The 13,066-nt window shown below is 44.1% G+C and carries 7 protein-coding genes; 6 read left to right on the forward strand and 1 reads right to left on the reverse strand.

The window, feature by feature from the left end; translation table 11 throughout:
* Window positions 1–113: 113 nt before the first annotated feature.
* On the reverse strand, window positions 114–311 hold the full coding sequence (locus ACYVAA_RS10480) for a hypothetical protein (RefSeq protein ID WP_460541308.1): 198 nt from the start codon (window positions 309–311) through the stop codon (window positions 114–116).
* 571 nt (window positions 312–882) lie between these two features.
* On the opposite strand from ACYVAA_RS10480, the gene ACYVAA_RS10485 reads away from it, so the two are divergent.
* The 6 genes from ACYVAA_RS10485 (at window position 883) to ACYVAA_RS10510 (ending at window position 12,855) form a co-directional block, all read left to right on the forward strand.
* Window positions 883–1,929, forward strand: a complete 1,047-nt coding sequence (locus ACYVAA_RS10485; protein ID WP_460541310.1) for a FecR family protein — start codon at window positions 883–885, stop codon at window positions 1,927–1,929.
* 149 nt (window positions 1,930–2,078) lie between these two features.
* Complete coding sequence (locus ACYVAA_RS10490) at window positions 2,079–5,429, forward strand: SusC/RagA family TonB-linked outer membrane protein (RefSeq protein ID WP_460541312.1); 3,351 nt, start codon at window positions 2,079–2,081, stop codon at window positions 5,427–5,429.
* 28 nt (window positions 5,430–5,457) lie between these two features.
* Window positions 5,458–7,080: a RagB/SusD family nutrient uptake outer membrane protein gene (locus ACYVAA_RS10495; protein ID WP_460541314.1), complete on the forward strand. Its 1,623-nt coding sequence runs from the start codon at window positions 5,458–5,460 to the stop codon at window positions 7,078–7,080.
* 39 nt (window positions 7,081–7,119) lie between these two features.
* Window positions 7,120–10,149, forward strand: coding sequence for a SusC/RagA family TonB-linked outer membrane protein (locus ACYVAA_RS10500; RefSeq protein ID WP_460541316.1), 3,030 nt, complete (start codon window positions 7,120–7,122; stop codon window positions 10,147–10,149).
* Window positions 10,150–10,169: 20 nt separating this feature from the next.
* Entirely contained in the window at window positions 10,170–11,864 is a 1,695-nt protein-coding gene (locus ACYVAA_RS10505) for a RagB/SusD family nutrient uptake outer membrane protein (protein WP_460541319.1), read from the forward strand.
* Between the two features lie 19 nt (window positions 11,865–11,883).
* Window positions 11,884–12,855, forward strand: coding sequence for a BT_3987 domain-containing protein (locus ACYVAA_RS10510; RefSeq protein WP_460541321.1), 972 nt, complete (start codon window positions 11,884–11,886; stop codon window positions 12,853–12,855).
* Window positions 12,856–13,066: the final 211 nt, after the last annotated feature.

The raw sequence follows: 13,066 nt of genomic DNA on the forward strand, positions 1-13,066 counted from the left end.
GTAGCTATAAATTATAAAAACCATATCTCACAGAATGCACAGAAACCCACAGAAAAGACTTTTAATTCTGTGTAAATCTGTGAAATCCGTGAGAAATAAATTTACTGGTGTAATTACTGATAACATTTTTTTTTAAACTTATTGCTTATTTGAGCAACTAAATTTAAATCATTTGTAGCTGCGGAAACTACTGGTGTCTTTCCGAGTACATAAAAGGGATTTAAAAAATGAAGATAGTAGCTATTCTCAATGCCCTTCATTTCTTCATCTTTTGTTGGGAAGTGCTCCCATAGCTTCTTGGTGTTATTCAAGTTTCGCTGGTTTGAGTTGAAAAAAAAAAAAAACTTCTATTCCTTGTTGGTTTTTAGGTGTTTAGCTCCGGGGAATCAAGTGCCCAATGAGAATATTAACCGATCTTCCCCTCTCCCTCAATGTTGTTAAGTTAACCACAGATGAAATGGATGAACACAGATTAAAAGAGGTAAAATGACACATCTGTGTTTATCTGTATTCATCTGTGGTTATTATTCCTCTTAACTTAAGAGCATTGAGATGCCCCTTTAGGGGGGCATTTTAACATTCCAGGAAATCTTGGCAATTTAGTTTGGGGAAAGATTCCCAAAGAATTAACAGATTTAGTCGGATACTTCTGATTTTTAATGAAAGAATCTGAAGGGTTTTATAGAATATAATTTTCAAGAGTTTTGATTTTCGTTATTTGCTCTGTTTTAAAGCGACTTTGTTTTTGTTTTATTTCGTTTTGTTGGTTTTGGACTAAGCAATCGTATGTGAAATGAAAAAAATAATGAAATTTTTTTGTGGTTGTTTTAGCGTCTTCCTGCACTGTATTAGTAAGCAATGGTCAATTACTGATATACGTAGATGGAATTTAATCCGGAAAGAGAACTAGATTTTTTAGAGAACGAGTACTTCGTTCAGTGGGTATTGTCCCCTGACGAAGAGTCGGAGCGGTTTTGGAACCGTTGGGTGAAGAATCACCCTGAAAAAGTGCAGATGATGCTCAGGGCGAAGGAGGCCATGTTGTCCTTTTCGCCGGCTGACCAACCTGATGGAGACGGTGAGCGATTGGAATCCATTCTTGATAATGTCATGATGCATCATCAGGGTAAAAAGAACAGCGTTTCCAAAAAGGAGCGATCAGAAGTTAGGTCTAGAAAAATGGACAGGGGCACTTTGGTATTGCTTGCTGCATGTGCGTCCTTGGTCCTTTTTTTTACCATTAGTTATTTAGGGTTGTTCCCATCCACAACTCCGCAGGAAGAGCCGACAGAGTGGATCACCAAAACGACGGCCAAAGGAGCTAAGTCTACTTTTTACCTTCCTGATGGGACCAAAGTGAAGTTGAATTCCTCCAGCTCCTTGAGTTTTCCGGTGACATTTTCGGAAGAAGTGAGGGAAGTAAGGCTGCTGGGGCAGGGATTCTTTGAGGTGACCAGAAATGAGGCGGTTCCCTTTCAGGTGCATACCGATGAATTTTTTGTAAAGGTGTTGGGGACTTCATTTGATGTGGAGGCCTACCAGGAATCGGTTGTTCAGCAAGTTACGGTGCATACCGGAAAGGTAGCGGTCGAAACGAATGCAGGTGTTTCGGAACTGGTGCTGCCCAATGAGAGGGTGAGCCTGAGTGCAGATAAACTGGAGCTGATCAAGACAAACGTAGATAGTGACCACTTGTCCGGCTGGAAAGATGGTATCATCATTTTTGAAAAAAGTACTTATCAAGAAGTGTTTAAGCGATTGGAGGAATGGTATGGCGTGGACATTTCCATTGAGAAAGGAATGAGGTTGGAAGGTACTTTCAGTGCTAGGTACCAGAACGAATCCCTGGAAAATATCCTCAAAGGGGTGAGCTATACCAAGAAATTCCGCTATTCCATTCAAGGAAAGAAAATTCAGATTACCCCTTAGGGATCAAACCGCATTTATAAATTATCAACATATAACGAGATAAAGAGTAGCCAATGAAAGACTCCAGACCCAATTTCAACAACGTTCGACTTCCCTTAGAGATAAGCGGGCCGGATAGAAAAGATGTTAAAACTTTTAATAATTAATCTATGAACAAATATGTACTTAAGGAGTTGAGTACTGCTGGTTATATCATCGCCTTATGTCTGGTGATGATAAGCCCGGTATGTGCTGACCAGTATGCTTACGGAGCTGTCAGCAGGAGACAAATAGACATTTCCGAAATGATGGTTACCCTCCGCTCTAAAGGCAAGTCCATTACGGAAGTGCTGAAGGAGGCCGGTCGAAAGACGGGAGTTTACTTTGCCTTCGAAGATCAGCTGGATCTGAAGATTCTTGCTGTGAATGTCAACGTCAACAATCAATCCCTTCAAAGCTTCTTGGAGCAATTGTCACGGGATTATGGCTTGAAATTCAAGCAGGTCAATAAAACTATTCATGTCAGCCAACAGGAAAAGGCCACAGAAGAAATCGTAGCAGGGATCAAAGTGACCGGTACTGTTTATGATGACCAGGATTTTCCAATTCCGGGAGCCAACATCCTTATCAAGGGAACTTCAACAGGGACGATTACAGACCTTGACGGTAAGTTTACCTTGGAAGATGTGCCTGCGGATGGGGTGCTTATCGTACGGTTCGTAGGGTTCGAACCAATGGAAGTGCCGGTTAATGGCAGAAGCACGATTGAGGTAAAGCTTTCCCAAAATACCATGGGCCTTGACGAAGTGGTAGTAGTGGGTTATGGTATGCAGAAAAAAGCGACTTTGGTAGGAGCGGTTAATTCCATTGATACCAAAGACCTTTTGCAGTCACCAACAGCTAACCTTGGTAATGCCCTTGGAGGTAGATTGCCCGGTTTGATTGTACAGCAAAGGGGCGGTGCGCCAGGATCTGATGCACCGACCATAAGAATACGTGGTGTGGGTACCACCAATGATGCTTCTCCACTGGTTTTGGTGGATGGTGTCGAAAGACCCTTTGATCAGATTGACCCAAATGAAGTAGAATCCATTTCGATTCTAAAAGACGCCTCTGCTACTGCCGTATTCGGTGTGAGAGGTGCAAATGGTGTAATACTTATCACCACCCAAAGAGGTGAGGCAGGGAAGCCCAAAGTAACGGCTACCTTTAACCAGGCCACGCAATCACCGACCATGTTGCCTAAGTACCTTGATTCTTACAACACCGCAATGTTGCTGAACGAGGGACTGAGAAATGAAGGACAGGATCCGCAGTTCACCGATGAGCAGTTGGAGAAATATAGAACCGGTTCTGATCCTTACCTGTACCCGGATACAGATTGGTATGATGCGGTGTTGAATAATTCAGCTCCTCAGAGCCAGGCCAATATTAATATTAGCGGTGGCACCAAATCAGCACGTTATTTCGTTTCTGGTAGTTATTTGACGCAGAGAGGCCTTTATAAAGATGCCAAAACACCGGATTATGATGCTACCGATAGGTTCCAACGTTATAACTTCCGTTCTAATTTGGATTTTGATGTGACCAAGGACTTTACGGCTTCTGTGAATCTGGCCGGTAGAAGAGAAGTAAGAAATGGTCCTGCTATTGGACTGGGAACTATTTTTTCCGGGATGGCAAGATTGAAGCCTTATGAAACCCCCGTATATAACCCGGATGGCTCTTTAGGGGCTTCCAATGTCGGAACCAACCCGGTAGGTCAAGTGACTCGTTCTGGTTATAACAGGCAATATTTGAACACTTTTGAGTTGACTGTGAAGCTTAACCACAAGTTGGACTTTATCACGGAAGGCTTGTCAGCAAGGGCTATGGGGGCTTATGATAATGTGTATAGGTATAATGAAACATGGTCCAAGAGTTTCCAATCAGTAAACTATACCCTTGACGGTGATGGCAATCCTGTTTATATCCCAAAGACCGGTGTAGAGAGTCCTCTTAATTTCAGCTCGGGCTGGAATGATAACAGCAGAAGGTTCTATACGGAATTTGCGCTTGATTATGCCAGAACATTTGAAGAGGATCATGCCGTTTCTGCCCTGGCTTTGTTCAATACGGACAGGACTTGGGGCAATGCCAACTGGCCATCATCAAAATTGGGTTTGGTAGGCCGTGTAACTTACGGATACAAGGACAAGTACCTCGCTGAGTTCAATATGGGCTATAATGGTACGGATAACTTTGCACCGGGACTTAGGTTTGGCTTCTTCCCTTCTGCTTCTGCAGGTTGGGTGATCAGTGAAGAGTCTTGGATCAAGGATACGGCTCCTTGGGTAAGCTTTTTGAAACTGAGGGGATCTTACGGTTTGGTAGGAAACTCAGGAATCGGTGGAAGAAGATGGTTGTATTTCCCTGATAAATACGGTAGTGTATCCGGATATCCTTTTGGGGAAAACCCCAACAATACCGGTGGGCTGGGAGAGACAGAGCTGGGCAATCCTTTGGTGACCTGGGAAAAAGCCAAGAAGAGCAATTTAGGTTTAGAAGCTTTCTTCTATGAAGATAAATTCGGAATTGTTTTCGACCTGTTCCATGAGAGCAGAAACGATATCCTGATGACCAGAAGAGATGTGTCGGGTATCTTGGGACAATCTTCCCTTCCTCCGGTAAATATCGGTGTGATGGAAAACAAAGGTTTTGAGATTGAATTGAGCCATAGAAACAGACTTTCTGGGGACTTTGGATATTTTGTGACGGGGAATTTGTCCTATGCCAGGAACATTCGTAGCAACCTGACCGAGCCTGTTCCAGAGTATCCATGGATGTCCGAAGAGGGAACACCGCTAGGTCAGATCTTCGGCTATCAGAATTTAGGTTTCTTTGATTCCCAAGAGGAAATCGATAATTGGGCCGACCAATCAGCCTTCGGTATGGTCCTTCCCGGAGATATCAAATACAAAGATCTGAATGGAGATGGTGTGATCAATGCGGAAGATAGAGGCCCGATTGGATACCCACTGTTCCCAGAGATTATTTATGGTGCTACGGTTGGCTTTGATTATAAAGGTTTTGACTTCAGCATGTTGTTCCAAGGTGCTGCAAATGGTAGTTCTTATTTTCTTCAGGAAGCTGGCTGGGAATTCTTTAACGGCGGCAAGGCCATGGCCCACCACTTGGGAAGATGGACACCTGAAACCAAGGATACTGCTACCTACCCAAGAATCAGTAGCGCTTCTGGAGATGCGATGAATAACTTCCAAGTTTCAGATTTTTGGTTGAAAGATGCTTCGTATTTGAGGTTGAAAAACCTGGAGATCGGATATACACTTCCAAAGAGTGTTTTGTCCAAATTCAACGCAAGCAATTGTAGGATTTATGTGAATGGTACCAATCTTTTGACTTGGGATGATGTAGAATGGCAAGATCCAGAAATGAGAGATGGCTCAGGTAGTAGGTATTTCAGAGGATGGCAGTATCCTATCATGAGGGTCTTCAACGCAGGTCTTTCAGTAACATTTTAACTTTTGAAAGTTGCTTAAGCTAGAAAATATGAATATTAAATTGAACATAAAGATATACACGCTGTTTTCAGTCTTGATTTTAGCTTTGTCTTCTTGTGCCGGTTATCTGGATCCGGAGCCTCAGCAGGATGATCTGACTAAAGACATTGTGTTTAGCGATATATTACAGGCAGAGAAGGTGCTGAATAATGTTTATTCAGGCGTAAGGACGGGGCTTGATGCAGGTACTTATTACTATGCTATGTTGGGGAGTGCTTCAGATGAAGGAGTGAACTCATTTAACTGGGCCGGAACCTGGCCTGTCACCAATGGTGCCTGGTCTCCAACCAATCAGTTTGACAATATCTGGAGCCGTCAATACCAGTTTATTAGAAAGGCCCACCTTTTCTTGGAAAACATCGATCAGGTTCCCGGAAATGATGAGCTCAAAGGAAGAATGAAAGCCGAGGCGAGGTTCCTTCGGGCTTATTTCTATTTCACCTTGGTGGAAAGATATGGCGGAGTGCCTTTGGTGACTGAGCTATTGTCTTTGGATGCAGACCTTGCGCTTCCTCGTAATACCATGGAGGAGTGTGTGAATTTCATCGTAAGCGAGCTAGAGGCTGTAAAAGAAATTTTGCCAGGTACTTATGGCTCCTCCGATTTGGGAAGAGTGACCAGGGGAGCGGCCATGGCCTTGAAAGCGAGAGCCCTATTGTATTTCGCCAGTCCATTGCATAACCCCTCCAATGAAACCAGTCGTTGGGAAGCCGCTGCCAAGGCAGCAAAGGATGTAATTGATTTGGGTACTTACTCCCTCTATCCCGATTATCAGGAATTGTTCTTAGAGCCATTCAATCAGGAAATCATTTATGCCAGAGTGGATTATGGTAATAGTTTCTTTGATACCATGAACAGACCAAGCGGTAATATCAATGGTGGATGGGGAGGTACTAACCCTACAGTGAATTTTGTGGAATCCTATGACATGGAAAACGGAAAGACGATTGACGATCCAACTTCCGGATATGACCCCGAGAAGCCATTGGAAAACCGGGATCCTAGATTGTATCAAACGGTAGTGATCCCTGAGGATACTTGGTTTGGGGATTCCTATGAACCGTGGGATGGTGGTAAAGACGGCCGTACACCTCCTCCGGGCTTAGGAAATGCCGGCGATGGTACCCGTACTGGTTTCAACCTGAAAAAATACATGCAGGAGAACTTTCAGAACAATACCAGAACATGGATTGTGTTCAGGTTGGGTGAAATGTACTTGAACTATGCCGAAGCGACCAATGAAGTTCAGGGACCGGTGGATGCCGTTTATGAGGCATTGGATATGATCCGAACAAGGCAAACGGTAGGACTTCCTCCTTTGGAGAGAAATCTGTCTAAGGATGAAATGAGAGAGCGGATCTGGAAGGAAAGACAAGTGGAGTTGGCTTTTGAGGATCACAGATGGTTTGACGTAAGAAGATGGAAGATTGGTGAAGTATTGGGCGGGCCAATGTATGGTTATAAAATGACCAAAAATGCAGACGGTTCTATCACTTATGAGAAGAATGTCTTTCAGGAAAGAAGGTACGATGCGCCTAAGTTCAATTTGTATCCCATCCCGCAATCAGAAATCAACATCAACGAGAACCTAGAGCAAAACCCACTGTGGTAAGCTCTGGTCTCGGGTATTTCATCTTAAAAACAGAAATATATGATACTACAGATAAGAAATAAATTTCGCTTTCTGACTGTGTTGTGCTTGGTGTTGATGCTGGGCTTATTCACGGGAAAGCAGGCTGCTTTTGCTGTCAATCCTTCCTATTCTCTGGGAATGGAAGAGAAAAAGGTAAGCGGAAAAGTAGTCAATGCCGATAGTGAGGCATTGATGGGGATTACCGTTACTTCTGTAAATACCCAAGAAGAAGTGGAAACGGATCGTCTGGGGAATTTTACCATCACCGTTAGTGGGGATGATGATTCCTTGACGATCGAAGGGGAAGCCTACATCAGCCAAACTGTTTCAGTAGAGGATTTGGCTGGAGCTCCTTTTATCAGCTTGGTTTCTTCCAAGACCCAAAAGACGGATTTGGTATGGGGAGAGCTGCCCAGTGAATATACCACGGAGGCAAGAAGCTCCATTGGGATGGAAGAAGTGCGCCAGAGTCCAGTTGCCAATTTGTCCAATGCCTTGGCGGGCAGATTGCCAGGCTTGGTGTCTGTTCAGGGTACTGGGGAGCCCGGTTATGATGGTGCTTCCCTTTATATTCGTGGACTGTCCACCTTTGGTAATAATTCAGTAAAGGTTTTTGTAGACGGTTATGAGAGGCAGTTTGGTCAGTTTGATCCCAATGAAATTGAATCCATCACGGTATTGAAGGATGCCGCGGCCAATGCCATGTTCGGGATCTTTGGTGCCAATAAAGTGTTGATGGTGAAAACCAAAAGAGGGCAGGCAAACCAAACCAGGATCAACTTCAATACTGAATTTGGCTTCCAGTCTCCGATCGATTTGCCGGAATACCTGGATTCTTACCAATATGCCACCCTGTATAACGAGGCCTTGAGAAATGATGGCCTTCCGGAGCGTTTTAATCCCGAGGCTATCGAAGCCTACAGAACGGGAAGCAATCCATGGTTATATCCAAATGTCAACTGGCACGATGAAATCCTCAAGGATAAATCCATGCAGCAAAGACATAACTTCAATATCAGTGGTGGAAACGAAACAGCAAGGTACTTTGTGTCTTTGGGGATGTTGGATCAGAAAGGACTGTATAAATACACCGACCTGAATGACGGTTATAGTACGGATGCGAATTATACCCGATATAATTTCCGAAGTAATATCGATGTAAACCTGAATCCTAAGACCGCCATTAAGTTGGATTTGGCAGGTAGATTGGAAAACAGGAACTTCCCGGGGTCTGGAGCATCTACGATTTTTAATAACCTTTCAGGTTATCCTCCGGGATTGTTCCCCATGCTGAATGAGGATGGTTCCATAGGTGGTAATGCAGAATACGGTGATAACCCTTATGGTTTGATTACCAATACCGGTTTTGTGGAAAACCGTTCTAATTTCTTCTTAGGGACGGTAGAGGCCACCAGAAAATTGGATGAATTCATCAAAGGATTGAAATTCCATGTGGGTTTCACCATGGATAGTTATTATGATCAGTTGGTAAGCCAAAGCAAGGACTTTGCTGTCTACCAATTGAATCAGGACGGTACTTATACGCAGTTTGGAAATGATGAGCCTCTTTCCGGTAGATCTCAGGGGCAGGCCCAAAATAGCCGGGTCGGTGTGAAAACCGGTTTTGATTACAACCGAACTTTCGGAGCAGATCATGAGGTAATGGCCAATTTGGTTTATTACCAATCAAAGTATACCGTGAACAATACTCCTGATCCTTATGCTACACAGCTGGTAGCCTTGAGAGGTACCTATGTCAACAAAGGAAAGTATATCGGTCAGTTGTCCATGTCCTATTCAGGATCTGAGAATTTTGCTCCTGGTGAGCGGTTTGGGTTTTTCCCAACTGTTTCAGCTGGATGGATTGCCTCTAAGGAGGAATTCTTGAAAAACAGCAGTGTCATTGATTACTTAAAGGTAAGAGGTTCTTTTGGCCTGTTGGGTAATGATCAAATCGGAGGAGGAAGATTCCCTTATTTGAGCAGGTATACCGGAGGAGGAACGGTTCTTTTTGGCAATCAGCAAAATGTAGGAACCAGAAGAGAAGGAAACCTTCCTAACCTGGGAGCTACTTGGGAAAAAGCCAAAATGGGGAACTTTGGATTTGACCTTGCATTGGTGGATAATCACTTGAACATCAGTGTGGATGCTTTTTACGAAAGAAGAGAGGATATCCTTTCTCAGCTGAACACCATTCCTGATCTGATGGGGGCTATCCTGCCAGCAAGTAATGTGGGGATCGCTACCAATAAAGGTTTCGAATGGGATGTTACCTGGAACAATACGACCGGAGACTTAAGCTATTTTGTAAGGGCTTTGGGTTCCCTGAACAAAAGTAATATCGTTTACCAGGACGAGCCATTTAGAGAGAATGAGTGGGAGTACAGAAGAGGTAATCCTATAAATCAAGGCTTTGGTTTGACCGCTATTGGTTTCTTTGAGGATGAGGCAGATATCGCCAATAGTCCATTGCAGACCTATGGATCAGTGAAGCCTGGAGATATCAAATACAAAGACCTCAATGGTGACGATATCATTGACTACAGGGATGAAAGTGCAATAGGAAAACCTACCCTTCCTCAATTATATTATGGTGGACAGATTGGATTAAGCTTCAAAGGCTTTGACATCAGTGCCCTGGTACAAGGAGCAGGTGCCAGAGGAGCCTTTATTTTGAACAGGGCCACTATGGGCTTTGCTGGGAATGCCAAACCCACCGAGTTTGTGTTGAACAGATGGACGCCTGAAACAGCAGACACTGCAGATTATCCCAGATTGAGTGCGGGTGATTTTTCAAACAACTACAGAAATTCAACTTTCTGGTTGAGAGATGTAAAGTACTTAAGGTTGAAGAATATTGAGTTGGGCTACACATTGCCCGGTCAGTTGACGGAGAGAATCGGTGTCTATAAAGCGAGGATTTATGCCAATGGCTACAATCTCTTGACTTTTGATGATCTTGATTTTGATCCTGAGAACATCCAATCAGGTATCTCAAGCTATCCAATTATGAAAACGGTAAGCCTTGGAGTAAGGGTGAGTTTGTAAGCTGAAAAAAGAGACAGAACATGAAAAAAATACATAAATATATAGGGGGATGCTTGTTGGCCTTGAGTATGTCATCTTGCCAGGATTATCTGGATCGCCCCGTAGTTTCCGATGTAGACGAAGAGCGTGTATTTACAGATTATAATTTGACTTATCAATTTGTAAATGACCTTTATAGTTACCGGATAGATGAGTATCGTGGAGCGAATACCAATGGAGCTGTGGGTACGGTAAGCTTTTTGGGAGCCGGGATGCTGGCTTCTGCTACCGATGATTCCAAGTATTCTGAGCTTTCATCACCGGTAAACTTCCTGAATTCAGGCAACTGGACCCCATCTTATAATCCGGCCAATATTTGGTCGGATATGTTCTCAGCAGTTAGAAAGGCCAATTTGTTCTTTGAAAATGTGGACAGAATGGTCTTGGAGAGTTATGACGAGCCTATCCGTGATAATAGCGAATTAGGCCCTGATGGGAACTTGATCACGGCGGAGCAGTTAAAAATACGGTTAACCGGAGAGGTTTATTTCTTGAGAGCCTATTATTACTATGAGCTGATCAGGAGATATGGAGGTGTTCCGATCATCGATCAAACCTATGAATTGGGGGAAGAGGTGAATTCTACCAGAGCATCCTTCGAAGCTTGTGTGGATTTTATCCTGGATGATTTGGATGCCGCTAGGCCTTTATTACCGGAAAATTATAATTACTATCAAGCCAATAAAGGAAGAGCCACCCAGCCCATGGTCGATGCTTTCAAAGCACAGGTGTTGATGCTGGCTGCCAGCCCCCTGCATAACTCGGACAATGATCTGGATAAGTGGAAAGCGGCAGCGGATGCCTATAAGGAAGTGATGGAATCCGGTGCCTATAGCCTGAACAATAATTATGACAGGGCATTTGTAAGAAACCAGGGAAGTCCTGAGTCCATTTTCGAAATCATTTATTATAACCGGAATGATGTAGAGAAAAATCATACGCCCGTAGGTTACGAAGGAGGAGGGGGAGGAATCAACCCTACCCAGGATTTGGTAGAAGCCTATGAAATGGCCGATGGGACAGCTTTTGACTGGAACAATCCGCAACATGCGGCAGCACCTTTTGACAATCGTGACCCGCGTTTTTACCTTTCCATCCTTTATAATGGAGCAAACTGGAGGGGTAGACCAGTGGAAAGTTATGTAGGAGGGCTTGATGGAGAAGGGGTGAATGGAGCTACCTTGACAGGCTACTATCTCCGTAAGTTCCTGGATCCTGAATTGGATATTTTGAGAAACCAGACAAGTGCCAAAAACTGGGTGATTTTGAGGTATGCCGAGATCCTTTTGGGATATGCAGAAGCCCAAAATGAAGCTGTAGGTCCGGATGCCTCTGTTTACGAGGCGGTCAACGCGGTAAGGGACAGGGCCGGAATGCCTGCTCTTCCTGAAGGGTTGTCCCAGGATGAAATGCGTGCAAAAATCAGACATGAAAGAAGAATTGAATTTGCTTTTGAAGGTCAAAGGTTCTTTGACACCAGAAGGTGGAAAACCGCTGAAGCTGAATTCGACGGTCCTGTGCATGGCTTGAGAATTACCAAGTCAGGCGATGATTTTGAGTATAATGTGATTGAAGTGGAAGACCGGGTGTTTACGGAAAAAATGTACCTGTTCCCCATTCCTCAGTCTGAAATCAACAATACCAACGGAAACCTTCAGCAAAATCCAATGTGGTAATCCTTAAAAAAGCAAAATCATGAAGCTATATAAAAAAATAATCAATCCAATCGGAGGAATGTTCATGGGCCTGGTGCTCATGACTTCCTGTGATCCGGATTTTGTGGTAGAACAACCGGATCAGTATACCCAACTGTATATGCCTCAGGCGGTAAACAGCACTTCCAGCCATTCTTTGGTGCTGAAGGACAGCGTGCAGTACATTACCTTTGGTGCAGCTTACGGTGGTCCCTATGAATTGGGGGCTGATATCCAAGTCAGTTTTGAGGCCAAGCCTGAACTGGTAGCTGAATACAATGCTGCCAATGGTACGGATTATCCTGTGCTTCCTGCGGAGTCTTATGAACTTTCAGCTACTTCAGTGGCCATTCCTGCGGGAAGCCTGGCTTCTGAAGGACTCAAGCTGAACGTCAATCCAATCAACGGTTTTGAATTTGAGACCAAATATTTACTTCCCATCTCTATCGCAGCGGTGGAGGGAGATATTAGTTTGAATGAGTCACTGAAGACTGCTTACTTTCTCATTGAGGCCAATCCACCGGTTTACGAGCCATTTGTGCGGGACGGTTGGACCGTAGTTTCGGTGTCTTCAGAAGAGACGGTGGGGGAAGGAGCTGGTAATGGCCATGCCAAACATGCTTTGGACGGCAATATCGGTACCTTCTGGCATACCCAATGGTATGGTGGATCTCCAGGGCCTCCTCACGATATCGCCATTGATATGGGAGAGAGTAAACTGGTCAGTGGACTATCTTTTGTGCAGCGGCAAAACAGAAGCACGGGTGATGTCAACGAGATTTATGTGGAGTTGAGCGGTGATGGTGAAAACTGGACAAGAGTGGATATTTTCCCGGGAAATCTTCCTGATGATAATGCCAATAATCCGGTGTTTTTGAAGTCACCTCAAACAGCAAGGTATTTCAAAGTAACCATTACGAATACCTATGGTAATACCAATTTTACCCACTTGGCTGAAATTTATGCTTTCTAAATGAAAGTGTTAATCGGCGTAAAGGCTGTTAAAGGCTTTTACGCCGATTGTTTTTGATCCTGGTAGGTTTTCTGGCGGTGCCATGGGCTTAGCCGGCAGGGTGAAAGTTGAGCCCTCGGCTCTAATTGACATAAGCAAGGAGCCCCTAGGCTCAGTTTTAGAAGTCCCGCGGCACAGCTTAGGGAACGAGGTTAGCGCCGCAAAAAGTAGC

The organism is Echinicola sediminis, from assembly GCF_054777495.1.

Excerpts from the sequence above, each read along its gene's own strand:
- ACYVAA_RS10485 (WP_460541310.1), top strand. The coding sequence starts at position 883 with ATGGAATTTAATCCGGAAAGAGAACTAGATTTTTTAGAGAACGAGTAC.
- ACYVAA_RS10490 (WP_460541312.1), top strand. The coding sequence starts at position 2,079 with ATGAACAAATATGTACTTAAGGAGTTGAGTACTGCTGGTTATATCATC.
- ACYVAA_RS10495 (WP_460541314.1), top strand. The coding sequence starts at position 5,458 with ATGAATATTAAATTGAACATAAAGATATACACGCTGTTTTCAGTCTTG.
- ACYVAA_RS10500 (WP_460541316.1), top strand. The coding sequence starts at position 7,120 with ATGATACTACAGATAAGAAATAAATTTCGCTTTCTGACTGTGTTGTGC.
- ACYVAA_RS10505 (WP_460541319.1), top strand. The coding sequence starts at position 10,170 with ATGAAAAAAATACATAAATATATAGGGGGATGCTTGTTGGCCTTGAGT.
- ACYVAA_RS10510 (WP_460541321.1), top strand. The coding sequence starts at position 11,884 with ATGAAGCTATATAAAAAAATAATCAATCCAATCGGAGGAATGTTCATG.